At 72.1% G+C, this 26993-nt stretch carries 21 protein-coding genes and 2 tRNA genes; 8 read left to right on the plus strand and 15 right to left on the minus strand.

Annotation, left to right across the window (positions count from 1 at the left end; translation table 11 throughout):
• Window positions 1-42 precede the first annotated feature (42 nt).
• The 3 genes from DEJ49_RS17515 (at window position 43) to DEJ49_RS17525 (ending at window position 2861) form a co-directional block, all read left to right on the plus strand.
• The gene (locus tag DEJ49_RS17515; RefSeq protein WP_150184986.1) at window positions 43-873 is read left to right on the plus strand and encodes an RNA polymerase sigma factor SigF; all 831 of its coding nucleotides are present in this window, start codon (window positions 43-45) and stop codon (window positions 871-873) included.
• A gap of 243 nt (window positions 874-1116) precedes the next feature.
• Window positions 1117-1980, plus strand: coding sequence for an RNA polymerase sigma factor SigF (locus DEJ49_RS17520; protein ID WP_150169731.1), 864 nt, complete (start codon window positions 1117-1119; stop codon window positions 1978-1980).
• Window positions 1981-2057: 77 nt separating this feature from the next.
• The gene (locus DEJ49_RS17525; protein WP_150184987.1) at window positions 2058-2861 is read left to right on the plus strand and encodes a hypothetical protein; all 804 of its coding nucleotides are present in this window, start codon (window positions 2058-2060) and stop codon (window positions 2859-2861) included.
• A gap of 188 nt (window positions 2862-3049) precedes the next feature.
• On the opposite strand, the gene DEJ49_RS17530 is transcribed toward DEJ49_RS17525, so the two are convergent.
• Window positions 3050-3250 carry a hypothetical protein gene (locus DEJ49_RS17530; protein ID WP_150184988.1) on the minus strand — a complete coding sequence of 67 codons (201 nt, stop codon included), beginning with the start codon at window positions 3248-3250 and terminating at the stop codon, window positions 3050-3052.
• Window positions 3251-3424: 174 nt separating this feature from the next.
• Here DEJ49_RS17530 and DEJ49_RS17535 point away from each other — a divergent pair, with 174 nt between their 5' ends.
• From DEJ49_RS17535 to DEJ49_RS17545, 3 genes are all read left to right on the plus strand, one after another.
• Window positions 3425-3928 carry a MarR family winged helix-turn-helix transcriptional regulator gene (locus DEJ49_RS17535; protein ID WP_150184989.1) on the plus strand — a complete coding sequence of 168 codons (504 nt, stop codon included), beginning with the start codon at window positions 3425-3427 and terminating at the stop codon, window positions 3926-3928.
• 13 nt (window positions 3929-3941) lie between these two features.
• The gene (locus DEJ49_RS17540; protein ID WP_150184990.1) at window positions 3942-6491 is read left to right on the plus strand and encodes an MFS transporter; all 2550 of its coding nucleotides are present in this window, start codon (window positions 3942-3944) and stop codon (window positions 6489-6491) included.
• A 177-nt stretch (window positions 6492-6668) separates the two neighbouring features.
• Window positions 6669-7496, plus strand: a complete 828-nt coding sequence (locus tag DEJ49_RS17545; RefSeq protein WP_150184991.1) for a YceI family protein — start codon at window positions 6669-6671, stop codon at window positions 7494-7496.
• 9 nt (window positions 7497-7505) lie between these two features.
• On the opposite strand, the gene DEJ49_RS17550 is transcribed toward DEJ49_RS17545, so the two are convergent.
• From DEJ49_RS17550 to DEJ49_RS17600, 11 genes are all read right to left on the minus strand, one after another.
• Window positions 7506-8294: a TetR/AcrR family transcriptional regulator gene (locus DEJ49_RS17550; protein ID WP_150184992.1), complete on the minus strand. Its 789-nt coding sequence runs from the start codon at window positions 8292-8294 to the stop codon at window positions 7506-7508.
• Between the two features lie 62 nt (window positions 8295-8356).
• Window positions 8357-9859 (minus strand): MFS transporter, encoded by a 1503-nt coding sequence (locus DEJ49_RS17555; protein WP_150184993.1) that lies wholly within the window; start codon window positions 9857-9859, stop codon window positions 8357-8359.
• A 93-nt stretch (window positions 9860-9952) separates the two neighbouring features.
• On the minus strand, window positions 9953-12013 hold the full coding sequence (locus DEJ49_RS17560; protein ID WP_150184994.1) for an ArnT family glycosyltransferase: 2061 nt from the start codon (window positions 12011-12013) through the stop codon (window positions 9953-9955).
• Complete coding sequence (locus DEJ49_RS17565) at window positions 12010-13308, minus strand: bifunctional glycosyltransferase family 2/GtrA family protein (protein WP_150184995.1); 1299 nt, start codon at window positions 13306-13308, stop codon at window positions 12010-12012. The genes DEJ49_RS17560 and DEJ49_RS17565 overlap by 4 nt, the downstream gene beginning before the upstream one ends.
• Before the next feature lie 26 nt (window positions 13309-13334).
• Window positions 13335-14876 carry a sensor histidine kinase gene (locus DEJ49_RS17570; protein ID WP_223832878.1) on the minus strand — a complete coding sequence of 514 codons (1542 nt, stop codon included), beginning with the start codon at window positions 14874-14876 and terminating at the stop codon, window positions 13335-13337.
• Complete coding sequence (locus DEJ49_RS17575) at window positions 14873-15622, minus strand: response regulator transcription factor (protein ID WP_150184996.1); 750 nt, start codon at window positions 15620-15622, stop codon at window positions 14873-14875. Before DEJ49_RS17575 ends, DEJ49_RS17570 begins: the two co-directional genes overlap by 4 nt.
• Window positions 15623-15709: 87 nt before the next feature.
• On the minus strand, window positions 15710-16567 hold the full coding sequence (locus tag DEJ49_RS17580; RefSeq protein WP_223833193.1) for an amidohydrolase family protein: 858 nt from the start codon (window positions 16565-16567) through the stop codon (window positions 15710-15712).
• A 37-nt stretch (window positions 16568-16604) separates the two neighbouring features.
• Window positions 16605-16952, minus strand: a complete 348-nt coding sequence (locus DEJ49_RS17585) for an antibiotic biosynthesis monooxygenase family protein (RefSeq protein WP_150184998.1) — start codon at window positions 16950-16952, stop codon at window positions 16605-16607.
• A gap of 144 nt (window positions 16953-17096) precedes the next feature.
• Window positions 17097-17975, minus strand: coding sequence for a DUF2797 domain-containing protein (locus DEJ49_RS17590; RefSeq protein ID WP_150184999.1), 879 nt, complete (start codon window positions 17973-17975; stop codon window positions 17097-17099).
• Window positions 17976-18038: 63 nt separating this feature from the next.
• Window positions 18039-18111 (minus strand) — tRNA-Arg (locus tag DEJ49_RS17595).
• A gap of 186 nt (window positions 18112-18297) precedes the next feature.
• Window positions 18298-18388 (minus strand) — tRNA-Ser (locus DEJ49_RS17600).
• A 193-nt stretch (window positions 18389-18581) separates the two neighbouring features.
• Between DEJ49_RS17600 and DEJ49_RS17605 the strand changes: the two genes are divergently transcribed.
• Complete coding sequence (locus DEJ49_RS17605; RefSeq protein ID WP_150185000.1) at window positions 18582-19010, plus strand: SSI family serine proteinase inhibitor; 429 nt, start codon at window positions 18582-18584, stop codon at window positions 19008-19010.
• 167 nt (window positions 19011-19177) lie between these two features.
• Window positions 19178-23527 carry a PAS domain-containing protein gene (locus tag DEJ49_RS17610; protein ID WP_150185001.1) on the plus strand — a complete coding sequence of 1450 codons (4350 nt, stop codon included), beginning with the start codon at window positions 19178-19180 and terminating at the stop codon, window positions 23525-23527.
• A 16-nt stretch (window positions 23528-23543) separates the two neighbouring features.
• Here DEJ49_RS17610 and DEJ49_RS17615 read toward each other — a convergent pair whose 3' ends face one another.
• From DEJ49_RS17615 to DEJ49_RS17625, 3 genes are all read right to left on the minus strand, one after another.
• Entirely contained in the window at window positions 23544-25214 is a 1671-nt protein-coding gene (locus tag DEJ49_RS17615; protein WP_150185002.1) for a long-chain fatty acid--CoA ligase, read from the minus strand.
• A 118-nt stretch (window positions 25215-25332) separates the two neighbouring features.
• Entirely contained in the window at window positions 25333-25914 is a 582-nt protein-coding gene (locus DEJ49_RS17620; protein WP_411757171.1) for a SigE family RNA polymerase sigma factor, read from the minus strand.
• Between the two features lie 187 nt (window positions 25915-26101).
• Window positions 26102-26980, minus strand: a complete 879-nt coding sequence (locus tag DEJ49_RS17625) for a DUF1906 domain-containing protein (RefSeq protein ID WP_223832879.1) — start codon at window positions 26978-26980, stop codon at window positions 26102-26104.
• Window positions 26981-26993 lie beyond the last annotated feature (13 nt).

Consider the following 26993-nt stretch of genomic DNA (forward strand, 5'->3'; position numbering starts at 1 on the left):
GAGCTTGACTGAGCCTGACTGACAGTGCCTGTCTGAGAAGGGGTGGCGTTGACCGTGCCGGCCAGTACTGCGCCCGAAGCGCCGCCCGCGAGAACCACCACACAGAGCACCCGGGGCGCCGACACCCGCGCCCTCACCCAGGTCCTCTTCGGCCAGCTCAAGGACCTGGAGCCGGGCAGCCCCGAACACGGCAGGGTGCGCGGCGCGCTCATCGAGGCCAACCTGCCGCTCGTGCGCTACGCCGCCGCCCGCTTCCGCAGCCGCAACGAACCGATGGAGGACGTCGTCCAGGTCGGCACCATCGGCCTCATCAACGCCATCGACCGGTTCGACCCCGAGCGCGGCGTGCAGTTCCCGACCTTCGCGATGCCGACCGTGGTGGGCGAGATCAAGCGGTACTTCCGCGACAACGTGCGCACGGTCCACGTACCCCGGCGCCTGCACGAGCTGTGGGTGCAGGTGACCGGGGCGACCGAGGACCTCACCACCGCCTTCGGGCGCTCGCCGACCACCGCGGAGATCGCCGAGCGGCTGCGCATCACGGAGGACGAGGTGCTCGCCTGCATCGAGGCAGGACGCTCGTACCACGCGACCTCGCTGGAGGCGGCCCAGGAGGGCGACGGGCTGCCCGGCCTGCTCGACCGGCTCGGCTACGAGGACCCCGCGCTCGACGGCGTCGAACACCGCGACCTCGTACGCCACCTCCTGGTCCAGCTGCCCGAGCGCGAACAGCGGATCCTCCTCCTGCGCTACTACAGCAATCTGACGCAGTCACAGATCAGCGCCGAGCTCGGTGTTTCGCAGATGCACGTGTCGCGGTTGCTCGCCAGGAGCTTCGCACGCCTGCGGTCCGCAAACCGTATCGAGGCGTAACCGGTTCGAGTGGAGTGCCGTCGGGGCTGTTCCCGACGGCACTCTCTGCCGAAAAGGCCCAGACCCCCTCTTTCCTGCACGGATGTCACCCTTGTTTGTCGACAAGTAACTACAGCGTGTTGCCGACATGTGACATTCTGCTGGAACCGCGTTTGCCGTAGCCCCACCTCCGGTATTCAGGTGGAGGCTGCGTTCCTCCGACGGAGCGCTCGCCGCGACCGTCCGCGACCTCAAGGGGGTGGCATGTCCGCAGACCAGGGCAGCTCGAAGGTGCTCACGCTCACGCTCGTCAAGAGCCCGAGCGAATCCGCGCCCGACGCGCTTCACAGCTCAACAGCCTCGGAAGCCATCGACACCCGGACCCTGTCCCGCTCCCTCTTCCTGCGGCTCGCCACGCTCGCCCAGGACAGCCCGGAGCGCGTCTATGTACGCGACACGCTCATCGAGCTCAACCTGCCGCTCGTGCGGTACGCGGCGGCCCGATTCCGCAGTCGCAACGAACCGATGGAGGACATCGTCCAGGTCGGAACGATCGGCCTGATCAAGGCGATCGACCGTTTCGACTGCGAACGCGGCGTGGAGTTCCCGACGTTCGCGATGCCGACGGTCGTCGGCGAGATCAAGCGCTTCTTCCGGGACACCAGTTGGTCGGTGCGCGTGCCGCGCCGCCTCCAGGAGCTGCGGCTCGCCCTCACGAAGACCAGCGACGAGCTCGCCCAGCGGCTCGACCGCTCGCCGACCGTGCCCGAGCTCGCCGCCGCGCTCGGCGTCTCGGAGGAGGACGTCGTCGACGGCCTCGCGGTCGGCAACGCGTACACCGCGTCGTCGCTCGACTCCCCGACCCCCGAGGACGACGGCGGCGAGGGCTCCCTCGCGGACCGGCTCGGGTACGAGGACACGGCGCTGGAGGGCGTGGAGTACCGCGAGTCCCTCAAGCCGCTGCTCGCCAAGCTGCCGCCGCGCGAGCGCCGCATCATCATGCTGCGGTTCTTCGCCAACATGACGCAGTCGCAGATCGGCGAGGAGGTCGGCATCTCACAGATGCACGTGTCCCGGCTCCTGACCCGGACGCTCGCGCAGCTCCGCGAAGGCCTCATCTCGGACTGAGCGCGCCAACGCGGCGCGCGGTGACCCGTGTTGCTGACGGGGTTCCTAATTGACGGCCCGTCAGCCACACTGGCGCGATGCGACGTGGCGTACGGAACGTGCGGAACGTGCTCGGTGCGGGTGCCGCCGTGCTCTGCCTCGGCGGACTCGTTTCCGCCTGTGGCGACGGCGGCGGCGACGGTTACGTGGCGACCGGGGCGGTCCCCGAGCGGGCGCGGGGACAGGCCGTGGGCCCTACCGGTGACGTGAAGCTGGTGCCGCTCGACGAGGCGGAGGGTGTGTCCGCTGCCCGCGGGGGCGGCGGGTCTTCCTCCTCGGCGGGACCCCGTGGCGAAGGCGACTCGGAGGGGAAGTCGCCTGCTGCGGCGAGGGGTTCGGAGTCCGGCGCCCCTACGGAGGGCCGCTCGGCCGGCACGCCATCGGCCCCGCATACGGGGACGGGCACGGGAACGGGCACGGGAACGGGCACTGGCCCCGGCCCTGGCCGCCCTGACAGTCCCGGAACGGACGCCCCCGGACCTCAGAAGCCGAAGCCCGACCCGAACCCCGACCCTCGGCCCCACCCGCCCAGCGGTCCCGCCGCGCTCTCCGTCGGCGACCCCGAGCGGAAGCCCGCGGACAAACGCTGGTGCGAGAACGTCACCGTCGCCTTCCGCAACACCGGTGGCTCACCGGTGCGTTCGGGCACGGTGACCTTCGGGACGCACATCATCGGCGCGCTCGGCGTCGACTGGGCCACGATCGAGTCGACCGCGCAGTTGCCGGCGCCGATCGGAGCCGGGCAGAAGAAGGAGAAAACCTGGCCGGTATGCGTCGACGCGTGGCGGGTTCCGCTCGGCATGCACGTGGAGACGCGAGACGTCGCGGTGAACTGGCGATAGCCCCTGCCGGGGGGCTCATACGTCTGCGGGTGCGTCGTGGTTGCTCGCGCAGTTCCCCGCGCCCCTTACCTGCACCTCGCTGGGGCCCCCCGAAAGGGCGAGCTCAGCCTGGACCGCCTAGGGGCGCGGGGAACTGCGCGACCAGCCCCCACACACCCGCAGGCAAAAACGAGGCCTCACAGACGCCGTCAGGCGAGCGCCAGCCACGCCACCCCCGCCACCACCGCGATCGCGAGGATCACGCCGATGATCAGGCCCACACGCGGGCCGGAGGAGGAAGGTGCCGCCTGCGCGCGGCCACCGCGCGGCGCCTCGTCGACGAACGCGCGGAACATCTGCGTGCTGCCTGCGGGATCGGGGTTGCCGTTGCCCTGGGGGTTGTGTGCCATGGAGCAGGACCCTAGCGAATCCACGGCCATCGGCCCAACCCCCTCTGGCCAGCGACTTTACGACCGGGGTCCCAACGCTTTGCCGACTCTTTAGTCCGATGGGCCCTTTTTAATTTGCCTGCGGCAACCAACCGCTTCTATCGTTGCCCTAAGCAACAAAAAATTGGAGGTGCCGTGGCCGCGCAGCGTCAGTACGAGGAGCTGGCCCGACAGCTCAGCGCCATCGGTGCCGTGAAGCGCGGCCTCGGACGGGGCCTTCCGCACGACTGCCCCGCCGGATCCGCCGCCGTACTCATCCTGCTCGACCGCCACGGCGCGATGCGGATGAGCAGGCTCGCGGAGCTGCTCGCCGTCGACACGTCGGTGACCAGCCGGCACGTCGCCCATGTCGCGGAGAGGGAGTGGATCGTCCGCGATCCCGACCCCGCCGACAAGCGCTCCCGGATCCTGCGGCTCACGCCCGAGGGCAAAGCCAAGGTGGACGAGCTCTCCGAGCTCTCCATCCGGACACTCACCCACTACCTGCACGACTGGACCGACGACGAGGTCGTCCAGCTCAGCACGTTGCTGGCGCGCCTGCGCGACAGCTTCGGGGACTGCCGCGCGGCTTCGGCCCGGCAGGCCCCTTCCCCCCACGACGTGCGGACCACGTCGGAGACCACCCGTACACCCGCGTAAGAAAAGGAAGTCCATGGCAACAACCACACCAGCCGGTGTGCGGGGCAGCCATGCCAAGCACGGAGCGCACCACGGTCACAGCGGTGAGAACGCTCCGATGACGCACCGGCAGATCATGGAAGCGCTGTCCGGGCTGCTGCTCGGCATGTTCGTGGCGATCCTCTCGTCGACGATCGTCTCCAACGCCCTGCCCGAAATCATCGGCGACCTCGGCGGCGGCCAGTCCGCCTACACCTGGGTCGTCACCGCGTCGCTGCTCGCCATGACCGCGACGACGCCCCTGTGGGGCAAGCTGTCCGACCTCTTCAGCAAGAAGGCGCTCGTACAGATAGCCCTGGTCATCTACGTCGGCGGTTCGGTCGTCGCCGGTCTCTCGCAGAGCGCAGGGATGCTGATCGCCTGCCGCGTTGTGCAGGGCATCGGCGTGGGCGGTCTCTCCGCCCTGGCGCAGATCGTCATGGCCGCGATGATCTCCCCGCGCGAGCGCGGCCGGTACTCCGGCTACCTCGGCGCGACCTTCGCCGTCGCCACCGTCGGCGGCCCGCTGCTCGGCGGTGTCATCACCGACACCTCGTGGCTCGGCTGGCGCTGGTGCTTCTACGTCGGCGTGCCCTTCGCGATCATCGCGCTGATCGTGCTCCAGAAGACGCTGAAGCTCCCCGTCGTCAAGCGGGACGTCAAGGTCGACTGGGCCGGCGCGTTCTTCATCAGCGCCGCCGTCTGCCTGCTGCTCGTCTGGGTCACCTTCGCCGGTGACAAGTACGACTGGATGTCCTGGCAGACCGCTGCCATGGTCGGCGGTTCGGTCCTGCTCGGGCTGATCTTCGTACTCGTGGAGTCGAAGGCCAGCGAGCCGATCATTCCGCTCCGGCTCTTCCGGAACCGCACCATCACGCTCGCCTCCCTCGCCTCGCTCTTCGTGGGTGTCGCGATGTTCGCGGGCACGGTCTTCTTCAGCCAGTACTTCCAGCTGGCGCGGGGCGAGTCCCCGACCATGTCCGGCGTCATGACGATCCCGATGATCGGTGGTCTGTTCGTCTCGTCCACCGTCTCCGGCCAGGTCATCACGAAGACCGGCAAGTGGAAGGCGTGGCTGGTCAGCGGCGGCGTCCTGGTGACGGCGGGCCTCGGTCTGCTCGGCACCATCCGGTACGACACCGAGTACTGGCACATCGCGATCTTCATGGCCCTGATGGGTCTCGGCATCGGCATGATGATGCAGAACCTCGTGCTCTGCACGCAGAACCAGGTCGCTCCCGAGGACCTCGGCTCGGCCAGCTCCACCGTCACCTTCTTCCGCTCGCTGGGCGGTGCGATGGGTGTCTCGGCGCTCGGCGCGATCATGTCGACGCGGATCACCGACTACGTCAAGGACGGCATCGCCGACCTCGGCCCGAAGGCCGCGGCGCAGTTCGGCCACGGCGGCACCGGTGGCGGCGGCATCCCCGACCTGTCGAAGATCCCGGAGCCGTTCCGCACGGTCATGGAGAGCGCGTACGGGCACGGCATCGCCGATGTCTTCCTCATCGCCGCTCCGATGGCGCTGATCGCTTTCCTGATCACGCTGTTCATCAAGGAGGTCCCGCTGCGGACGTCCGGCGCACTGGCCCAGGCCGCCTCGGAGACCACGGACGGCGCGGCTCCGGCGGACGAAGCCGTGGCCACGGCCACCGCCGAGCAGCCCGTGCTCGCCTCCGTCGCCTCGGGCGCCGAGACAGGGCCCGAGGGCACGCAGCGGCTCGCCGCCGTGGCGTCCGCCGCGCAGCCCGGCGCGGGCTCCGGCGATCTCCCGCGGATCACGGACGGCATCCCGGTACGCGGCTTCGTCCGCGGCGCCGAGAGCGCGCCGGTCCCGCAGGCCGCGGTCACGCTGATCTCCCTCGCGGGACGGCAGCTCGGCCGGTCGGTCGCGCAGGGCGACGGCTCCTACTCCGTCGACGCCCCGGGCGCCGGTTCGTACGTGCTCATCGCGTCGGCCGACGGGTTCCAGCCGCAGGCCTCCACGGTCGTCGTGGGCGAGGACGCCCTCGCGTACGACATCCTGCTCAGCGGCACCAGCGGCCTCAGCGGTCTGGTGCGGGACGCGGACAGCAAGCTGCCCGTGAGCGGCGCCATGGTCATCGTGACCGACGTGCGCGGCGACGTCCTCGCCACCGGGCTCTCCGGCGAGCAGGGCGAGTTCACCTTCGCCGAGCTGGTCCCCGGCACCGTCACCATCGCGGTGAACGCCGCCGGACACCGGCCGCTCGCGCTGCCCGTCGAGGTCGGCGGCACCGGGGTCACCCGGGTCGAGGTCGAGCTCCACTCCGGCGCGCGGGTGCTCGGCACCGTGCGGGCGGGCGGCGCGCCGCTGAACGACGCGCGCGTCACCCTCGTGGACGCCGCGGGCAACGTCGTCGCCACCGCGACCACCGGGACGGACGGGGCGTACGCCTTCACCGACCTGGACAGCGGCGACTACACGGTCATCGCGACCGGGTACCCGCCGGTGGCGACGGGTCTGACGGTGGCCGGCAGCGGCATCGACGGCCACGACATCGAGCTCGCCCACCCGGGCGAGTGACGGCTCCGGCCCGTGGCCGCGCCCCGAGCGGAGGCGCGGCCACGGGCCGGTTGCGGAAAGGGCCCCCGGGCCGGCGGTGGCACACATGGCAGGGGACGGCCAGTCACCGCCCGCCGGGGGCCGTCTGCGTATCGTGAGGCTTCCCGGAGCGGGAAGCCCGGCAAGGAGATAAACGGGATGGCACTGAACGCTCGGATCCGGACGCGTGACGGATGGGCCGTGCCCCACGCCGTCGTCACGGTGACGGACATGACCGGGACGCAGGTACTGCGTGCCGAGGCGGACGACGAGGGTGTCGTACGGGACGGGACCGCCCTCGCGGCCGGGCCCTACACCGTCATCGTGACCGCCGTCGGCTACGCGCCCGTCGCGTCGACCGCGCTCGTCACGGCGAGCGGGCGGGCTGAGGTCGGCAACGTCGTCCTCGCCCGGCAGGGCGGCACCGAGCTGCCGCCGCCGGGACCGTGGACCATCGACCCGGCGCACTCGACCGTGGGCGCGGTCGCCCAGCACCTCGGGATCACCAGCGTGCACGGCCGGTTCACGGAGTTCGGGGGGCGGATCGAGATCGCCGGGGCCGCCGAGGACATCGAGAAGTCGCGCGTCGAGGCGGTCATCCGGTCGGCGTCGATCGACACGGGCAACGGCATGCGCGACGGGCACCTGAAGTCGCCCGACTTCCTGGACGTCGAGCAGTACCCGGAGATCACGTACCGCTCGAACGGTCTGTCGCCCGCGGGCGCGGACCGCTGGACGGTCCACGGCGAACTCGGCATGCACGGGGTCGTGCGCCCGGTCGACCTGGACCTCAGCTACCTGGGGACCGGCGCGGACCCGTGGGGCGGCACGCGGGCGGCGTTCCGCGCCACGGCGGAGCTGCGCCGCGAGGACTTCGCGATGAACTACAACCAGGTGGTGCAGGCCGGTATCTCGGCGATCGGCACGACGCTGAAGGTGACGCTGGACATCCAGGCCGTGCAGGGAGAGGTCCTGCCGCAGGTGTGACGCCGGCCGTCACTCCCCGCCCGGGGGGTTCCTGGCCAGCAGGGATTCGATGCCCGCGATCATCAGGTCCAGAGCGATCGTGAAGTCGCGGGCCCACATCTCCTCGACCGTGTCGTCGCCCCGCGCGGCCATCAGCTCGTCCGCGCTCTCCAGCACTCCGTGCTCGGCGAGCTCCTCGCGGACCGTGCCGATGGCCTCGCGGTAGTACGCCTCCGGGGACATGCCCGCCTCCGCGCACCGTGCGAGGTAGTGGCCCTCGATGGTCCCGAAGCCGTACACGAACTGGAAGACCGCCGAGATCGCGCCGTTCTGCGTGTACGCGGGCAGCCCGGTGTTCCCCACCGCCTTCTGGATGGCGAGCGCGAAGGCCAGCCAGTTGGGGCCGATGTTGAGGAAGCGGCCGACCAGCGGGGACACCCAGGGGTGGCGGATGAGCGTCGCGCGGTACTCGTCGGCGAGGGCGCGGAGCTGGTCGCGCCACTCCTCCGGTGCCGTCTCCGTGTCCGGGAGCCGCATCTCGCCGCAGACCGCGTCGAGGGCGAGCTCCAGGAGGTCGTCCTTGGTGTCCACGTACCAGTAGACGGACATCGCCGTGACGTTCAGTTCACCGGCGAGCCTGCGCATGGAGAACTTGTCGAGGCCCTCCGCGTCGAGGAGCCGGACCGTGGCCCGCGTGATGCGGTCCCGGTCGAGGCCGCTCGGCTGGTCGACCTTGCGGCCGCCGCCGCGTGGCGCCTTGTCCTGCAGCCAGACACTCGTCTTCGCCGCGGCTTTCGTGCGGCCGGCTGCCTTCGCCATGGCGCACCTTCCTCGTTGGTCCTCGGGTCAACCGGAGCCGGGCGGTCCGCCTCCCCCTGATGCTATGCCGCTGTCTTACCCACGGAGTCTGCCCTCTCCGCCCTCCGCAACAACGCCGCGGCCAGGACGCCTCCGGCGAACACCGCGGCCGCGCCGACGAGCTGACTCGTCTCGAGCCCGGAGGAGAACGCGTCGGCGATCCGTTCGCGTTCGCCGGACGACTTCGCCGCCGCCATGGCCGCGGGGAACGACGCGGCGGAGACCGCGACGAGGGACGCGAAGCGGGAGTTGAGGACCGCGCCGAGCACGGCGACGCCGAGGCCGTTGCCGAACTCCGCGAGCGTGCCGTTGATGCCCGCGCCCACGCCCGCCTTCTCCGGCGGGATGGCGCTCATGATGGCGTTGGCCATGGCCGGCATGGCGAGCGCGATGCCCGCGCCCATGACGATCAGGCCGAGCAGCATGCCGTTGTAGTTGTCGCCGCCGAGCACCGCTATGACCGCGAGGCCGGCGGCGTTGAGGCTCATGCCGGTCACGATCGTGCCGGGCGTGCCCATCTTGGCGTGCAGCTTCGCGCCGACGCCGACCAGGTTCAGGGCCACGATGGTGACCGCGAGCGGCGCCGTGCGCAGGCCCGCCTCCAACGGCTCGTAGCCGAGCACGAACTGGAGGTGCTGGGTGAGCAGGAAGAGCGAGCCGCTGAGACCGAAGGCGACCAGGATGGCGCCCGCGACGGCGCCGACGAAGCGCTGGTTGCGGAAGAAGTGCATGTCCAGCATCGGGTACGGAATGCGCAGCTCCCAGAGGGCGAACGCGCCGAGGACGAGCACGCCGATCGCGGCGGAGACCAGGACCTGCCCGGACGTCCAGCCGTGCTCGGGCCCGGAGATGATCGCGTAGACCACCGCGGCCATGCCGATCGTGGAGAGCAGCGCGCCCAGGAGGTCGGGGCGGTCACCCTGCGGATTCTTCGACTCCGGCACGAGCTTCAGGACGGCGGCGAGGCCGAGCAGCGCCACGGGGATGTTGATCAGGAAGATGGAGCCCCACCAGAAGTGGTCGAGCATGAAGCCGCCGAGCAGCGGACCCGCCGCGAACCCGAGGGAGTTGATGGTGGCCCAGAGGCCGATCGCCTTGACGCGCTCCGCGTCGTCGAAGATCTGCACGACCACCGCGAGCGTGGTGGTCATGAGGAGCGCGCCGCCGATGCCCATGCCCGCGCGGGCGGCGATGAGCTGCCCCGCGCTCTGGGCGAGGCCCGCGGCCAGCGAGCCGATGCCGAAGAGGGCGAGGCCCGCGGCGAGCATCTTCTTGCGGCCGTAGCGGTCGGCGGCGCTGCCCGCGGTGAGCAGCAGGCCGGACTGGACGAGCGAGTACGCGTTGATCATCCGCTGGATGTCGGACGTCGACGCGTCCAGTTCCCGGGTGAGGGAGGGGATCGCGACGCTCAGGACGGTGTTGTCGAGCAGCACGGTGAGCTGCGCCAGGCAGATGACGCCGAGGATGAGCCAGCGCTGCGGGTGCCGTGGTGAGGCGGTGGGGTTCTCGGCGGTGGTCGCCGTCATCTGCCCTCCCTTTCCGGGTTCTCTGTTCTACGGTGTACGAGGCGGTGGCGCGGCGTACACCGTAGAGCAGTTCCCGTACGGCGTACAAGGGAGTTATTTCCCGGGCTCGGTCAGGTCGTAGAACGTGGCGCTGCCGACGGTGACCTTCTTGTACGTGGACTCGACCCAGGAGGTGATCGCGGAGGAGGTGCCGTTGCCGCCTCCGCCCATGCCGCCCATGCCGCCGCCCGCGATGAAGTAGTGGATGTCGCCGTCCGCCACGTACTTCTTGAACTGCGCGAGGGTCGGGGACGGATCGCTGCCGTTGAAGCCGCCGATCGCCATCACCGGCTCCCCGGTGGCCAGTTGGTAGCTGGCCGCGTTCTGGGAGCCGATGGCCGCGGCGGCCCAGGTGCAGTCGTCGCCGGCGTCCGGCCCCAGGAGGGACTTGGCCTCGGCGGAGACCTGGGCGCCGTCGAGCAGCCCGCCCATGCCGCCACCACGTCCGGCGCGCTCGCTCGTGCTGCCGCCGGGCCGCCCTTGAGGCGCGCCTCCCGGAGGGACACTGCCCTGCGGAGCCCCGGCCGGACGGGTCTTGCCACCCGGACCCGGCCCCCCGGGCACACCGCCCGGACCACCGGGGCCGCCGTCCCCACCCGGACCGCCCCCGCCCCGAGGCCCGCCCATGCCGACGCCGCCCGCCGAAGCCGGACCCGCCGTCACGATCGACCCCGTGTGCGCGCTGTCCACGGTCGACAGCGTGTACGCCGCCGGGCCCGCGACGGACGCCGCCATGCCCAGACCCACCGCGGCCAGCACGAGCCCACGCCCGAGCCGCCCCACGACCAACAGACCCACCGCCGCGGCGAGCCCCGCGACGAGCACCGCCCACCGCAGCCACGGCACGTACTCCGCGGCCCTGCCCAGCAGGACGTACGCCCAGACCGCCGTGCCCGCGACCGTCGCCCCGAGCACCGCGCCCGCCCACCGCGAGGCGCGCTCCTCCCACAGGACCGTGGCGCCCATGCCGACGAGCGCGGCGATGTAGGGGGCGAGGGCCACCGTGTAGTACTGGTGGAAGATCCCCGCCATGAAGCTGAAGACCGCAGCGGTCATCAGGAGCGCACCGCCCCACGCCACGAACGCCGCCCGCGCGGTGTCCGTGCGCCGCGCCTTGCGGGTGATGACGAGCCCGGCCACCAGGAGGATCAGCGCGGCGGGCAGCAGCCACGAAATCTGGCCGCCGATCTCGGGGTCGAACATCCGCCCGAGCCCGGTCTCGCCCCACTGACCGCCGCCTCCACCGCCACCGCCACGGGGACCGCCGCCTCCGCCCACGCTGCCGGTCTCGTCGCCGTTGATGCGGCCGAGGCCGTTGTAGCCGAAGGTCAGTTCGAGGAACGAGTTGTGCTGCGAGCCGCCGATGTACGGGCGCGAGGACGCGGGCCACAGCTCGACGACCGCGACCCACCAGCCACCGGCGACGAGCATCGCGCCCGCCGCCAGGGCGAGCTGGCCGAGGCGCCTGCGCGGCCGCACCGGGGCGCACACCGCGTAGAGGACCGCGAGCGGCGGCAGGATCAGGAACGCCTGCAGCGTCTTGGTGAGGAAGGCGAGGCCGACCGCGACGCCCGCCCACACCAGCCACTTGGTGCGGCCGTGCTCCAGGGCGCGCAGGACGCAGTACACCGTGACGGTCATCAGGAGCGCGAGCAGCGCGTCCGGGTTGTTGAAGCGGAACATCAGCGCGGCGACGGGCGTCAGCGCGAGCACCGCGCCCGCGATCAGCCCGGCCGCGGCGCTGAACCGGCGCCGCACGGCCGCGTACAGCACGCCGACCGTGGCGACGCCCATGAGGACCTGCGGGACGAGCACGGCCCAGGAGTTGAGCCCGAAGAGGCGTACGGAGAGCGCCATGGGCCAGAGCGCGGCCGGGGGCTTGTCGACGGTGATCGCGTTGCCCGCGTCGAGCGAGCCGAAGAAGAGCGCCTTCCAGCTCTGGCTGCCGGCCTGGACAGCGGCGGAGTAGAAGGAGTTGGTGTAGCCGGACGCGCTGAGGTTCCAGAGGTAGAGCCCGGCGGTGACGGCAAGCAGTGCGAGCAGCGCGGGGCGCGCCCATCGGGGGTCGTCGACGCGCCCGCGCCACGGCGCCGGGGCGGGAGAGGTGATCGTCATCGTGCGTTCCTCGGGTCGTGGAGGGTGGCCGAGCAAGAAGGTGCGGCGGTGTTGCCTTCCGGGAAGACCCACGCCCTGAGCAGCAGGAACCGCAGCACCGTCGCCGCCAGGTTCGCCGCGAGCAGGACCGCCACCTCCGTGGCGTGCGCGGGGTGGGCCGATGCCGCGTCGAGCGCCGCGAGGGAGCCGCTCGTGAGGGCGAGGCCGATGGCGAAGACGACGAGGCCCTGTGCCTGGTGGCGGACCGCGCGGTCCCGGCCGCGTACGCCGAAGGTGAGCCTCCGGTTCGCTGCCGTGTTGGCCACCGCCGAGACCAGGAGGGCGAGCGCGTTGGCCGGCTGCGACCCCGTGAACGTACGGAACCCGCTGTAGAGGAGGAGGTAGAAGAGGGTCGAGAGCGCGCCGACCACGCAGAAGCCGACGAGCTGGCGGGTGAGGCCGCCGGGCACGCCGGTGAGCCGACGGTCGCGCGGGTCGTCGCCGAACGGGCGGGCAAGCCGGTCCAGCGGCAGCGCCCCGACCGCGAGCGCCCGCCCCACCCGCCACACGCCCTTCAGGTCGTCCGCGGCCGTCCGCACGATGTGGACCGTCGAGTCGGGGTCGTCGACCCAGTCGACCGGCACCTCGTGGATGCGCAGTCCGGCGCGCTCGGCGAGTACGAGCATCTCGGTGTCGAAGAACCAGCCCGTGTCCTCGACCAGCGGCAGCAGCACCCGCGCCACGTCGCCGCGGATCGCCTTGAACCCGCACTGGGCGTCGGAGAAGCGGGCGTGCAGGGAGCCGCGCAGGATGAGGTTGTACGCGCGGGAGATGAACTCCCGCTTCGGTCCGCGCACCACCCGCGAGCTGCGCGCGAGTCGGGAGCCGATCGCCAGGTCCGAGTGGCCGGAGATCAGCGGGGCGACGAGCGGGAGCAGCGCGTTGAGGTCGGTGGAGAGGTCGACGTCCATGTACGCGAGGACCGGCGCGTCGGAGGCGGACCAGACGGCGCGCAGCGCACGGCCGCGCCCCTTCTGGTCGAGCCGCACGTGCCGTACCTCTTCGACACGGCCGGTGAGTTCGGCGGCGACCTGCGGGGTGCGGTCCGTGGACGCGTTGTCCGCGACGGTGATGCGGAAGGGGTAGGGGAAGGTGCGGGCGAGGTGGTCGTGCAGGCGCAGGACGCACGGCCCGAGGTCCTTCTCCTCGTTGAAGACGGGGATCACGACGTCCAGGACGGGCACAGGCACGTCACGCCCGGTGGCGGGGAGGTGGTCCCGTGACGGCAGCACGTCCGGGGGAGTGTCGGTTCGCATGCGGCCGACACTCGCCAAGTGGTCTGTCAGGGCTGTGTGGTGAGGCTGTGGCCCGGCTGTGAGAGGTCGAGGGCCGTGTCGCGGGGCGCCGGGAGCGTGACGGCGAACACCGTCCGGCCCGGCACGCTCTCGACGGTCACCGTGCCGTCGTGTGCCGTCACGATGGCCCGCACGAGGGCCAGGCCGAGCCCCGTGGATCCCGCCTGGCGCGAGCGGGACGCGTCGCCGCGGGCGAACCGTTCGAAGACGGTGGGCAGGAGGTCGGGCGCGATGCCGGGCCCGTCGTCCTGGACCTCCAGGAGTACGCGGGGGCTCTCGGGGGGTCCCTCGTGCCGGACCCGGGCCGTCACCGTCGTGCCCGGTGGGGTGTGGGTGCGGGCGTTGGCGAGGAGGTTGACGACGACCTGGTGGAGACGTGCGGAGTCCGCACGCACCTGGGCCGCCCCGCCCGGACCGGGGTCGTCGGGGAGTTCGAGGCGCCAGTGGTGGCCGGGCCCGGCGGCCCGCGCGTCGCTGACCGCGTCGACGACGAGCGGTGCGAGATCAGTGCTCCGGTATGAGAGCGGCTGTTCCGCGTCGAGCCGCGCGAGCAGCAGCAGATCCTCGACCAGGCCCGTCATCCGCTCGGCCTCGGACTCGATCCGGCCGAGCGCGTGCCGCGTGTCGGGCCCGGTCGACTCCCGCCCGCGGCGCGTCAGTTCGGCGTACCCCCGGATGGAGGCGAGCGGGGTCCGCAGCTCGTGGCTGGCGTCCGCGACGAACTGCCGTACCCGTGTCTCGCTGCGCTGGCGCGCGTCGAGCGCCGAGTGGACGTGGTCGAGCATCCGGTTGAGCGCGGCGCCGACCTGGCCGACCTCCGTGCGCGGGTCGGCGTCGGGCGCGCGCTCGTGCAGGGCCACCTCGCCGCTGTGCAGGGGGAGCTCGGAGACCCGGGTGGCGGTGCTCGCGATCCTGCGCAGCGGACGCAGCGCGACGCCGACCATCGCGGCGCCGGCGAGCGAGGCGGCGACGAGGCCGGCCGCGGTGACGCAGACCTCGACGACGATCAGCGTGCTGAGCGTGTTCCGCACCTCGGTGGTCGGCAGCCCGACGAGGAAGTCGCCCCGGTGCCCGCTCGTGTACGTCACGCGGTACTCCCCGAGCCCCGGCAGGTCGACGTTGTGCGCCTGACCGTCCCTCGGCACGCCGCCGAGCGCGGCCAGCTGCGCCGCGTCGAGCTCCGTCGCGTCCGGCACGGTGTCACCGGCGTCGTCCTCGGTGCTGACGAGCGCCCGCCCGACCGAGCCGTCCCGCCCCACCTCCGCGCCGACGGCCCCGATCTCCTGCGGCCCGTGCGTGACGAAGTCCAGCGGATCGTCCCGCGTACGTGGGCCGGGGCCGGGCCCCGGCGCGACGGCAGGCCCGGAGGCCCGCTGAGCGACCCCGCCGACGGCCCCGTCCAACTGCTCGTACAGATGGGACCTGAGAGCAATGGTCGTCACCACCCCGATGACCGCGCACACGACGGCGATCAGCGCGACCGCGGAGAGGACGAGCCGGGTCCGCAGGGTGAGGCGCACGCGTCTCACGAAGGGACGGGCACCGCGGACTTGATCAGATACCCCGCCCCGCGCCGCGTGTGGATCATCGGCTCCCGGCCCGCGTCGATCTTCCTGCGCAGATAGGAGATGTACAGCTCGACGACGTTGGCCTGGCCCCCGAAGTCGTAGTTCCACACCCGGTCGAGGATCTGCGCCTTGCTGAGCACGCGCCGCGGATTGCGCATGAGGTACCGCAGCAGCTCGAACTCGGTGGCGGTGAGGTGGATGGAGTCCCCGCCGCGCGTCACCTCATGGCTGTCCTCGTCGAGCGTCAGATCCCCCACGACCAGCGTGGCCGCACTGCGCTTGTCCGCGGCACCGGCCCGCCGGATGAGCCCGCGCAGCCGTGCCACGACCTCCTCCAGGCTGAACGGCTTGGTGACGTAGTCGTCGCCGCCCGCGGTGAGCCCGGCGATCCGGTCCTCCACCGCGTCCTTCGCGGTCAGGAACAGCACGGGCACGTCCGGCATCTCCCGGCGCAACCTGCCGAGCAGGGAGAGCCCGTCCATGTCGGGCAGCATCATGTCCAGCACCACGGCGTCGGGCCGGAACGCCCGCGCGGCCCGCACCGCGCCCGCCCCGTCCTCCGCGCTGCGGATCTGCCAGCCCTCGTAACGCAGGGCCATGGACAACAGCTCGGTGAGCGACACCTCGTCGTCCACGACGAGCACACGGACGGGGCTCCCGTCCGCCCTGAGCAGTTCGGTACGCGCCTGAGGCGTGGTCGTGGTCATGCCCCACACCCTGCGCGGCGCCCCTGAGAGCACTCTTGCGCGAACCTGTGAATTCCCTGAGAAAGCCCGCCGCGGCAGGGACCTTCCTCACTCCACCCCGAACACCCGGGCGGCGTTCCCGTACAGCACCCCGCGCAGCCACGCGTCCCCGAGCCCGAGCCGTTCCAGGGACTCCAGCTGGTGGACGTACGGGTACGGGATGTTGGGGAAGTCGCTGCCCAGGAGCACCTTCCCGCCCAGGTCCGCCAGCCGTCCCCGCTCCCGCGCCGGGAACGGCATCAGGCCCTCGCTGAAGTCGGTGAACGCCATGGTCGTGTCGAGGCGCACCTCCTCGTACCGTTCCGCGAGCGTGAGGAACTCGGCGTACTCCGGCATGCCCAGATGCGCCACGACGACCGGAAGCCGCGGGTGGCGCGCGAGGAGCGCGGCGACCGGTTCAGGGCCGGTGTGCTTGCCGGGCTCGGGGCCGGACCCGCAGTGCATGACCACCGGCACCCCGGCGTCGGCGAGCAGTCCCCACACCGGTTCGAGCAGCGGGTCGTTGGGGTCGTACCCGCCCACCTGCACATGCGACTTGAAGACGCGGGCGCCCGCCTCGACGGCCTCCCGCACGTACCGGTCCACGCCCGGCTCCGGGAAGAACGTCGCGGTGTGCAGACAGCCGGGCGTGCAGCGCGCGAAGTCGGCGGCCCAGCCGTTGAGCCACTCCGCCATGCCCGCCTTGTGCGGGTACAGCATCGAGGTGAAGGCGCGCACCCCGAACTCCCCGAGCAGCGCGACGCGCCGCTCCTCCTCGTGCCGGTAGGTGATGGGCCACTCCACCGGGCCCGACTCCCCGAAGGAGTCGAAGTACGCCCACACCTTCCGCAGCACGCGCTCCGGCATGAAGTGCGTGTGTACGTCGATGAGTCCCGGGAGTCCGAGCCGCTCCCAGACGCCGCGCACGGCGAGGGCACCCGGATCGGCGTCGGCACCGCCCTCGCTACTGCTCCCGCACAAAGCCGTGGCTCCTCTCGACCTTCGCGACGTGCAGGACGTACTTCTCGTACCAGTCCTCGCGCCCGCGCCGCTGGGCCGCGCGGTGCTCCATGTTGCCGCGCCACGCCCTGATGGACTCCTCGTCGCGGAAGTACGAGACGGTGATACCGAGGCCGCCGGGCGTGCGGGCCGACTCGGTGCCGAGGAAACCCGGCACGTCCAGGACGAGTTCGTCCATGCGGTCGGCGATCTCGTCGTAGCCGTTGTCCCCTTCGGTGCGCACGGAGGAGAAGACGACGGAGTAGTAGGGCGGTTCGAAGGGTCCGACAGGACCGGTGGCGTGATCACTCATGTCGCCACACTCGGGCCCGCACCGCACCGGCGTCCACCCTTTTCGGCCGTCCTTGCCCAACGGTCGACCGGACTTGACCATTCGGTCAGCGAACCGGTCGACGGTCCCGGAAGGTGCTCGGAAAAGCCCGCCCTGCCTACAACCTCAGAAGAGCCCGCCCTGTTCGGCGCCACCGCCCACGACCTCCACGGCCCGCACCGGAACGGTCACCCCCGCCCCCGCGTCGGCCGAGGCCAGCTCCCATCCCACGAGCACCCGCGTGTCGACCACCAGCACGCCCCCGCCCGCCACCTCCAGGTGCAGGTCGGGCCCGGCCGCCGCGACGAGCCGCCCCGCGACCGCCCCGCCGTCGACCAGCTCCCGCACCACGCCATCCGTCGCCGCCGGACCGCCCCGACCGTCGAGCCCGAACGCCCCCGCGTGGTCGACGGCGTCGAACGGCACCCGCTCCAGCGCCTCGGCCCACCCACCGAGCGCCACCGCGCGCTCATGCAGCTCAGCGAGCTCCTTCTGCCTCTCCGGCCACGCGGGCAGCGCCCCGCGGAGCGCGCGCTTGCGGGCGTACGGCACCCGGTCCGGCACCCCGAGCGCCGCCCGCAGCAGTTCCTCCGTACGCCGTGCCGCCATCAGCGGGCCACGCCCCAGCCAGCAGAACGCCACGGCCCCCTGCTCCAGGAGCCGCCCCGCGCCCCGCTCCTCCGCCGTGATCCCCACCTTCACGACACCGGCCCCGAACCACGCGAGGTAGACCCGGTACGTCCGTGGATCGTCGGGCACCCCGTCCGCCGCCACCGAGAACGCCCGGTCGAGCCGCGCGCACTCCGGACACCGCGCCTGCGTCGCCGACCCCGGCACCACGGCCCGCAGCGGACACGGATTCCCCCGCGCCCCCACGCACCGCCGCTCCCCCACGGCCCGGAACCCGATGTCCCGCCCGTACGCGAGAACGCTGCGCCGCCCGCAGTCCCACCGCAGCACGGGCTTCCCGTCGGGCCACCCGAGCCCCGCACACCGCCACTCCACAGCCGCGACCCCTCACCGCACACGCAAGAGGCCCCCGGATGATCCGGGGGCCTCTTGTCCATGTGCACTCGGCAGGATTCGAACCTGCAACCTTCTGATCCGTAGTCAGATGCTCTATCCGTTAAGCTACGAGTGCTTGATTTTTCTTTTGTTCTCGTCTCCGCTTCCCGGCCCTTCGGCCCGTTCGCGGCGACAGGAAGAACATTACATGACTGCCGCCGCCATGTGAAATCCGATAGGCGGACCCCTTGTGAGCTGCGGAAACGTCCTCCAGAACCATCGAAGCCCCGGTCCGTGAGGACCGGGGCTTCGGATCGAGCTGCGGAGGCGGAGGGATTTGAACCCTCGATGGGATTTAAGTCCCAAACCGCATTAGCAGTGCGGCGCCATAGACCGGACTAGGCGACGCCTCCAGCTTGCACACCTGCGCGAGCGGGGGTGCGTGCAGATGATGACACAGCCAGTGGGTGTGTCACCAATCGCGGCACCCACGGTACTAGGCGTGCCGCCCGCAGGGCAAAGCGTTACGCCGCACCGCAACATCGCGGGGCGGACGGCGTTAGTTCCGTAGAGCCAACCGTCCCGAACGTACTCGTGGAGCCAGAAATGCTGCGTCGCCTCGTCCTCACTGCCGCCGCCTCCGTCGCCGCGCTGTCCGCCCTCCCCGCCACCGCCCAGGCCACCGCGGACGCGTCCCCTTCCGCCCCCACCGACCACCTCACCGTCACGGTCTCCGGGTCGGGCGGTGCCGGCGACGGGACGTACGAACTGAACTGCCACCCGACGGGCGGCACGCACCCGGACGCGGCGAAGGCGTGCGAGCGGCTGCGGGAGGTCACCGTCTGGGGGACCGACCCGTTCGCGCCCGTGCCCAAGGACTCGATGTGCACGATGCAGTACGGCGGACCCGCCACCGCACACGTCACGGGAACCTGGCAGGGCCGGCCGGTCGACGCGACGTACGACCGCAGCAACGGCTGCGAGATCTCGCGATGGGACGGTCTCGTACCGGTACTGCCCGCGACCTCCGCGTGACCAGGCCGTACGGAAAACTCACATCTTCTGCGTGCGACCTCCCTCTCATCCGGCGTCGCGCCCACAACCACTCCCCGTAGACTCCCTCCCGTGACACGCCACGGGCCGAGGGGCAAAATGGCCTGAGCGAGTCGGCAAGCAGCGGTAACCAGGGAGGAAGCGTCGTCGTGAGCAGCAGGCCATCCCGAGGCGCTGCTCGCCTCGCAGCCATACTCGACGCGCTCCCTGACGCGCTCGTCCTCGTCAACGCCAACGGCACGGTCGTGAACGCCAACGCCATCGCCCTTGAGGCGTTCGAGGCACCCGGCACCGCGCTCGTGGGGCGCGGTCTGCTCGATCTGCTGCCGCAGTTCGACTCCCGGCTCATCCCCGGCTCCATGCGACGCCCGGACACCATCGACGAGCGCGGCCGCACCAAGCCGACCCGGATGATCGCCCGGCGCACGGACGGCATCGAGTTCCCCGTCGAGGTCACGAGCTCCCCGCTGGAGGACAGCAGGAACGCCTACGACCAGCACGGGTACACGGGCGACGAACTGCTCATGCTCGTCGTACGCGACCTTTCGGGCACCGTGGACACCGAGGCCGAACTGGCGCGTTCGCAGCGGCAGACCGAGATGATCCTGCGGGCCGCGGCCGAGGGCGTCGTCGGCACGGACACCGACGGACGCGTCGTGCTCGTCAACCCGGCCGCCGCCCAGATACTGGGCTTCCGGGCGAGCGACCTCGGCGGGCAGGAACTGCACCCGCTGGTCCTGCACTCGCGCGCCGACGGCGAGCCGTTCCCGTACGAAGAGTCCCCGCTCGCCGACACCCTGCGCTCCGGGCGCAAGCACCGGGTGCGCGGGCAGGTCCTGTGGTCCAAGAGCGGCGCCAAGGTCCCCGTCGACCTGACGACGTCGCCGGTACGCGACGGCGACCAGCTCGTCGGCGCGGTCATGACCTTCACCGACCGCAGGCCCTACGACGAGCTGAACGAGAAGTACGAGGCGGCCCTCGCCCGGCACGCGGAGGAGCTCACCACCGCCGCCGAGGAGCGCGCCGCCGAGATCAAGGCCGCGGAGGAGCAGCGGGCCGAGGAGCTCGCCGCCGAACAGGAGCGGTACGCGGCGCTCGCCGAGCGCGAGAAGGACCGCTTCGAAGAGCTCGCCGAACGCGAGAAGGCGCGCTACGAAACACTGGCCGCGCGGCACGAGCAGCTGCTCGCCGTCCTCGGCTCGTCGCTGCGCGGGCCCCTGGACGAGCTGCGCCGCGAGCTGAACGCGCTCGCCTCCGACGACGCGGGCCAGCTGTGGCCCGAGGCCAACCAGGTCCTGCACCACCTCTCCGCCGGGTACGCCCGGATGACCACGCTCGTCGACAACGTCCTCGGCTACCAGCGTCTCGACGCGGGCGACGAACAGCTCTCCCGTACGCCGGTGCTGCTCGACGCGGTCGTCGCCGCCGGTGTGGAGGGCGCGGTCGAGCTGATCGGGCCCGGGCGCGCCCAGTTCGCGGTGCACGCGCCGCCGATCGAGCTCGTCGCCGACGCGGGACGGCTCGCCACGGCCCTCGCCCACCTCGTCGCGGACGTGGCGGGCATCGACGCGACCGGCAACGCGCGCTCGGACGTCGGCGCGGGCGTCTCCGGCGGCTATGTGGACTCGACGATCGTCGTCGCCGCCGCCCAGCGCGGCGAGGTCGTCCGCATCGAGGTGCGGGGGCCGTTCGCCGGCGGGGACCCGGTGCACGAGCCGATCGTGCGGGGCATCGTGCGGGCGCACGGAGGCGTGCTGCAGACGCACGAGGTGCCGGGCATGGGCGGCAGTGCGTATGTGCTGGAGGTGCCGATCGGGGCGGTTCCCGACGGCTCCGCGGAGGGTGGCAGCGGTTCGGTCGTGGTGCCTGCTCAGGCGTCCGGTCCCTCGGGTGCGGGTGCGGGTGCCGGTGCCGGTGGTGGGCGTCGGCGGGCTCGGCGTTCCTCGACGGACTCCTTCCTGGAGAGCGCGAGTGCGGGCGGGGGCGCGGGCGAGGGCGCGGGAGCTACGGGCTCGGAGGCCGGTCCGGCGGTAGCTGGTGAAGCCGGTGCCGGTGAAGGTGTCGCGCCGAGCGGGACCGGGCGGCGTCGGGGGCGGCGTGCGGCGGAGGCCTCTCCGGAGAGCCCCGGCGGGTCCGTGGCCACGGATCTCGTGGGTCCGCGGATGGGCGGACCCGGGGTGACGGCCCAAGCTCCGTCTCCGTCGCCGTCTCCGTCGCCGGAGGCCTCTGGTGGCGGTACGGGGCGGCGGCGCGGTCGGCCGAGCGCGGCCGAGGGCGCCGTGATGACGGCGGCGGAACACGCGGCCGGATCCGCCGCGTTGGGCGAGACGGTGCCGCCGCAGGGCGTGCCCGTGCCCAGCGGGGCGACGGGACGGCGCGCCCGGCGCGTCGGCGAGCAGCACGCGCTGCCCGCACTGGCCTCGGGCCCCGCGGAGACGCCCGGTGCCGGGCAGGGCGAGGGCGCGGGGAAGCCCACGGGGCGTCGTGCGCGGCGCGCGCTGGCCGCCGCCAAGGAGCGTGCCGCGGCCGAGGAGGCGAACAACGGACGCGTCTTCGCGCTGCCGCCCGCCACGGCCGACCGCGCCCCGGGCCAGGAGTACGCCGGCCAGGAGTACACCGGTCAGCAGTACGCGGGTCAGGAGAGCGGGGCCGTCCAGGGTGGCGGCGCGCAGGGCGGTGGCGTACCGGGCGGTGGTGTGCAGGGCGGTGGCGTACCGGGCGACACCGGGCAGCACGTCAACGCCGTACGCGGCGAAGACGACCACACCCCGCCGCAGCCGCATCCGACGCAGGCCCCGACGGGCCACCGCTCCCGCCAGGCTCCGCCCGCCCAGGGCCCGCGGAACCCGCGGCAGGGTGGCCGGGACGCCGAGTCCGGCCCGCTGCCCGCACCCGCTCCCGCGCCGCAGCCGTGGCCCGAAGGCACGACTCCGCCCGGTGGCGTGCCCGCGCAGGGCACCTCGCACTCCGCCGGTACTCCCGCACACGGCGTCCCGACGCCCGGCCGGGGCACGGCGCTCCCGCCCGAGCGCGGTGCGCAGGCACGGGCGGCCCAGCCGCTGCCCGCCGAGGCCGCGCCGGGTGACCCCAACTCGACGCAGGGGCGCGCCATCAGCGTGCGTACGCTCGGGCAGGGCGTGCCGTTCGGCCAGCAGATCGCCGAGCAGCAGGCGGGCCCGCAGCAGGGGGCGCCGCAGGGCGCTGCCACCATTCCCGGCCAGGGCCGACCGCAACAGCCGCAACAGCCGCAACAACCGTCGCAGGGGCAACAGGGACAGCAGGGGCAGCAGCACGGACAGCAGCCGCCCCGAGCCCCCCGCATCCCCCAGTCACCGCAGCCCCCGCACGCGCCGCAGGCCCCGCAGCCCCCGGCGGCCGCCACGGCAGGACCGATGCCGGCACCTGAAGCACCCGCAACCGGCCCTGCCCCTGGCCCCGCCGCCCCACAGTCGCAGTCGCAGACCCTCGGCGGCTCCGGCCGCAGGCGCAGGCTGTCCACGCCGCCCGACCCCGCGGCCGACGAGCGCCCCGAGGCCTCGGCACGCCCGCACCCCCAGCCCCAACCGCAGCCCCAGCCGTCCCCGTCGCCGTCGGCTGCTCCGGCGCAGCACCCGCAGTCGCGCATCGCGTCGGCGTCGGCCTCCGAGGGCGCGGGACGTTCGTACGCGATCGGCGCCCCGGACGAGGACGCGGACGAGGGTCCCGAGCCGCTCGACGGGCCCGGCGGCGCCGTGGAGGTCGCGAACCGGCCGCAGCCCCAGCCCATGGACGACGAACTGCCGCCCGAGCCGCTGGACAACCCGCGCCGCCTCCTGGTGTGGCCCGCGCCGGACGTCACCACGCAGCAGGCGCTGAGCGACCGCGGCTACCGCCCCGTGATCGTCCACTCCCGCGAGGAGGTCGACGCGCAGATCGCGGCGTTCCCCGCGGCGCTCTTCGTGGACCCGCTGACCGGGCCGATCACGCGCACGGCGCTCCAGTCGCTGCGGCAGGCCGCCGTGGCCGCCGAGGTGCCCGTCCTCGTGACGGCGGGGCTCGGGCAGGCGACGCGCGAGGCGGCGTACGGCGCCGATCCCGCCGTACTCCTGAAGGCCCTGGCGCCGCGCGACAGCGAGCAGCACCCTTCGCGCGTCCTGCTCATCGAGGAGCACGAGGAGATCGCGCTCGCCCTGACGGCCACGCTGGAGCGGCGCGGCATGCAGGTCGCGCGGGCCGAGAGCGACGCGGACGCGGTGACGCTCGCGGCGCAGATGCGGCCGAACCTCGTGGTGATGGACCTGCTGCAGGTACGACGCCGCAGGGCCGGAATCGTCGACTGGCTGCGCGCCAACGGCCAGTTGAACCGCACACCGCTGGTCGTCTACACAGCCGCCGTCGACGAGACCGAGCTCCCCAAGCTCGCCGCGGGCGAGACCGTCCTGTTCCTGGCGGAGCGGTCCACGAGCGCGGAGGTTCAGGGCCGGATCGTGGACCTGCTGGCGAAGATCGGCACGAACTGAGTACGTACGAAGCGCGTCAGAGCTTCGTGACGTCCAGTTCCCCGTCGGCGTACTGCCTGCGCAGGACCTTCTTGTCGAACTTGCCGACGCTGGTCTTCGGGACCGCCGGAATGAACGCCCAGCGCTCCGGGAGCTGCCACTTGGCGATACGGCCTGCGAGGAAGTCGCGGAGGGACGCGTATTCGGCCGTCGCGCCCTCGCGCAGCACCACGGTGGCGAGGGGGCGCTCGCCCCACCTGTCGTCGGGCACGGCGACGACCGCGGCCTCGGCGACGTCCGGGTGGGACATCAGGGCGTTCTCCAGCTCGACGGAGGAGATCCACTCGCCGCCCGACTTGATGACGTCCTTGGCGCGGTCGGTGAGCGTCAGGAACCCGTCGGCGGTGATGACGCCGACGTCACCCGTCTTCAGCCAGCCGTCGTCGCTGAACTTGTCCTCGGGGCGCAGGACGTCGCCACCCGCGCCGCCGTAGTAGGCGCCCGCGATCCAGGGACCGCGCACCTCCAGCTCACCGGCCGACGTACCGTCCCACGGCAGGTGTTCGCCGCCGGGCCCGACCAGGCGGGCCTCGACGGAGGCGGGGAAGCGGCCCTGCGTGAGCCGGTAGCCGAACTCCTCCTCGGTGCCCGCGGCGTGGGCCGGCGGGCGGGCGACCGTGCCGAGCGGGGACGTCTCCGTCATGCCCCAGGCGTGGCAGACGCGCATGCCGAGCTTGTCGAAGGCCTCCATGAGGGAGGGCGGGCAGGCGGAGCCGCCGATGGTGACCTGGCCGAGGGAGCTGACGTTGCGCGGCTTCGCGGTGAGCTCGGCGAGCAGGCCCTGCCAGATGGTGGGGACGGCGGCCGCGTGTGTGGGCCGCTCCTTCTCGATCATCTCGGCGAGCGGCGCGGGCTGCAGGAAGCGGTCCGGCATCAGCATGTTCACGCCGGTCATGAGGGTGGCGTGCGGCAGCCCCCACGCGTTGACGTGGAACTGCGGGACGACGACGAGTGACGTGTCGGCGTCCGTGAGTCCCATCGACTGGGCCATGTTGACCTGCATGGAGTGCAGGTAGATGGAGCGGTGGGAGTAGACGACGCCCTTGGGGTCGCCGGTGGTGCCGGAGGTGTAGCACATGGCGGCCGCGGTGCGCTCGTCGAGCTCGGGCCAGTCGTACGCGGTGGGCTTGCCCGCGAGCAGCTCCTCGTACTCGTGCACCTGCGCGTGCGCCCCCGCAAGGAGCGAACGGTCGCCGGGGCCCGAGACCACCAGGTGCTCCACGCTCGGCAGCTGCGGCAGTAGCGGCGCGAGCAGGCCGAGGAGGGAGCCGTTGACGATGATGACGCGGTCGGCGGCGTGGTTGACGATCCACACCAGCTGGTCCGCGGGCAGCCGCAGGTTGAGGGTGTGCAGTATGGCGCCCATACAGGGCACGGCGTAGTAGGCCTCGACGTGCTCGGCGTTGTTCCACATGAAGGTCGCGACGCGCTCGTCGTCCGTGACGCCGAGGTCCTCGCGCAGGGCGTGCGCGAGCTGTGCCGTGCGCTCACCGATCTCGCGGTAGGAGCGCCGCTGCGGCTCACCCTCGCCGGTCCAGGTCGTGACCTGCGACGTCCCGTGCACGGTCATGCCGTGCCGGAGGATGCGGGTGACGGTCAGCGGTACGTCCTGCATGGTGCTCAGCACGGCGTCCTCCTGATGCGACATCGCCTGGACATCGCCTACGCGGCAGTAAGGGGGCTGCGCTGATTCTGCGCGCATACCGCGCGGTATGTCACTAGTCCAGGGGATGATCGATCATCGTCAGCCGTTCCCATGGCCGCGCTCAGCGGGCCTGCGTCAGCTCCGGGTCCTCGCGGAGCTTGCCGAGCGCGCGCGACACCGCGCTCTTGACGGTGCCGATGGACACCCCGAGCACCTCGGCGGTCTGCGCCTCGCTCAGGTCCTCGTAATACCTGAGGACGACCATCGCCCGCTGCCGCGCCGGCAGCTTCATGATCGCGCGCCACATCGCGTCGCGGAGCACCTGCTGCTCGGCCGGGTCCCCCGCCGGCGTCACCTCCGGCTCCGGCAGCTCGTCGCACGCGAACTCGTCGACCTTCCGCTTGCGCCACTGTGACGTGCGCGTGTTCAGCAGGGCGCGGCGCACATAGCCGTCGAGCGCCCGGTGGTCCTCGATCCGGTCCCACGCCACGTAAGTCTTGGTGAGCGCGGTCTGCAGCAGGTCCTCGGCATCGCTCGGGTTCGCGGTCAGCGAGCGGGCGGTGCGCAGCAGTACGGGCTGGCGTGCCCGTACGTAGGACGCGAACGACGGGTACGCGGAGGGCCCGGCGGCCCTCGTCGGCCCCGTGCCCCGCGTCGCGGCATTCGATGCGCTGGTGCACACGGTCACCATGGATGCGGTCATGGCTCCACGCTAGAAGCGCCCCCTACTTCTACGGATCGGCCGCAGGTCCCGAAGCCGTGTCCGCCTCAGGTTGTACGAGTGGGGCTGGCTCCACCTCCTACAGGTGGAGGAGCGGGGGTGACCCCTGAGGGTTCACCCCTGAGAACCGCCCTGAGCCACCCCGCACCAACGGCACCCGGCACACGCCCTAGCCGACTCGCGCCACGGGAGCGTGCATCAGGTTGCGGTCGATGACCAGCGTGCGCCCGCCGTGCTTCTCCTTCTTGTTTCCCGCGTACTGGTGGATACGCCGTGCCGGACGCCACGCGTCACTCGCCAGCGCGGGCTCCCGGTAGAGGTCGGGCTTGGTGTGCCAGCGCGCGAACCACATCACCGACGGCAGGTCCCGTACGCCCGCACGCCGTGCCGCCTCCATGTGCCGGACCCCGGAGTCGGCGCTGCTGTAGAACCCGGGGACGTATCCGAGCCGGCGCACCTCGCGGTCCCAGGACCTGACGAAGGAGAGCGTCGTCGCCGCGCATCCCTTCTTCCGGTAGGTGTACGCCTCCATGTCCAGGTAGAGCGGGCTGTGCTGCCGGACGCCGATGGCCTTCGCCGCGCGTACCGCGTCGCTTCCCTCCTTCTTCCCCTGCTCCCAGGGGTGCTTCCCGATACGGACGTGCTTCTTGTTCTTGGCGATGACGCACGGCGGCTGCGACCCGACGTACACCGGGAGGACCCGCCAGCCCATCTCCTTCACGGCGCGCATCCAGGCGTGGTTCAGATGCGGCTGCCGCTTGCAGGCCCGGCCGCGGCCCCCGTAGTACACGCCGACGGCGCGGTACTTGGAGTCGCGCCAGCGGCGCATCGTGTCGGTGGACTGGGTGAGGCAGGTGTCGAAGGCCCACCCGCGGAAGGTCGTCACCTCTGCGGCCGCGCGTGGGGTGGAGCGGTCGGGCGCGGTGGCGCGGTCTGGCTGTCCTCCCGGGGTGGCCGGTGCGGCCGCGCCCGGTGGTGACGCGGTCAGGTCCATGCTCAGGGCCGTCAGGACGAGGACGAATCCAATGATCATCTTCCGGATACGCATACGGCGAGTGAAA

It is taken from the genome of Streptomyces venezuelae, assembly GCF_008642335.1.
In the GTDB taxonomy this organism is placed as follows: Bacteria; Actinomycetota; Actinomycetes; order Streptomycetales; family Streptomycetaceae; genus Streptomyces; species Streptomyces venezuelae_F.

Coding starts and splice junctions, on each gene's coding strand:
- DEJ49_RS17520 (WP_150169731.1), top strand. CDS start 1,117: ATGTCCGCAGACCAGGGCAGCTCGAAGGTGCTCACGCTCACGCTCGTC.
- DEJ49_RS17525 (WP_150184987.1), top strand. CDS start 2,058: ATGCGACGTGGCGTACGGAACGTGCGGAACGTGCTCGGTGCGGGTGCC.
- DEJ49_RS17530 (WP_150184988.1), bottom strand. CDS start 3,250: ATGGCACACAACCCCCAGGGCAACGGCAACCCCGATCCCGCAGGCAGC.
- DEJ49_RS17540 (WP_150184990.1), top strand. CDS start 3,942: ATGGCAACAACCACACCAGCCGGTGTGCGGGGCAGCCATGCCAAGCAC.
- DEJ49_RS17545 (WP_150184991.1), top strand. CDS start 6,669: ATGGCACTGAACGCTCGGATCCGGACGCGTGACGGATGGGCCGTGCCC.
- DEJ49_RS17550 (WP_150184992.1), bottom strand. CDS start 8,294: ATGGCGAAGGCAGCCGGCCGCACGAAAGCCGCGGCGAAGACGAGTGTC.
- DEJ49_RS17555 (WP_150184993.1), bottom strand. CDS start 9,859: ATGACGGCGACCACCGCCGAGAACCCCACCGCCTCACCACGGCACCCG.
- DEJ49_RS17560 (WP_150184994.1), bottom strand. CDS start 12,013: ATGACGATCACCTCTCCCGCCCCGGCGCCGTGGCGCGGGCGCGTCGAC.
- DEJ49_RS17565 (WP_150184995.1), bottom strand. CDS start 13,308: ATGCGAACCGACACTCCCCCGGACGTGCTGCCGTCACGGGACCACCTC.
- DEJ49_RS17575 (WP_150184996.1), bottom strand. CDS start 15,622: ATGACCACGACCACGCCTCAGGCGCGTACCGAACTGCTCAGGGCGGAC.
- DEJ49_RS17585 (WP_150184998.1), bottom strand. CDS start 16,952: ATGAGTGATCACGCCACCGGTCCTGTCGGACCCTTCGAACCGCCCTAC.
- DEJ49_RS17605 (WP_150185000.1), top strand. CDS start 18,582: ATGCTGCGTCGCCTCGTCCTCACTGCCGCCGCCTCCGTCGCCGCGCTG.
- DEJ49_RS17615 (WP_150185002.1), bottom strand. CDS start 25,214: ATGTCGCATCAGGAGGACGCCGTGCTGAGCACCATGCAGGACGTACCG.
- DEJ49_RS17620 (WP_411757171.1), bottom strand. CDS start 25,914: ATGACCGCATCCATGGTGACCGTGTGCACCAGCGCATCGAATGCCGCG.
- DEJ49_RS17625 (WP_223832879.1), bottom strand. CDS start 26,980: ATGCGTATCCGGAAGATGATCATTGGATTCGTCCTCGTCCTGACGGCC.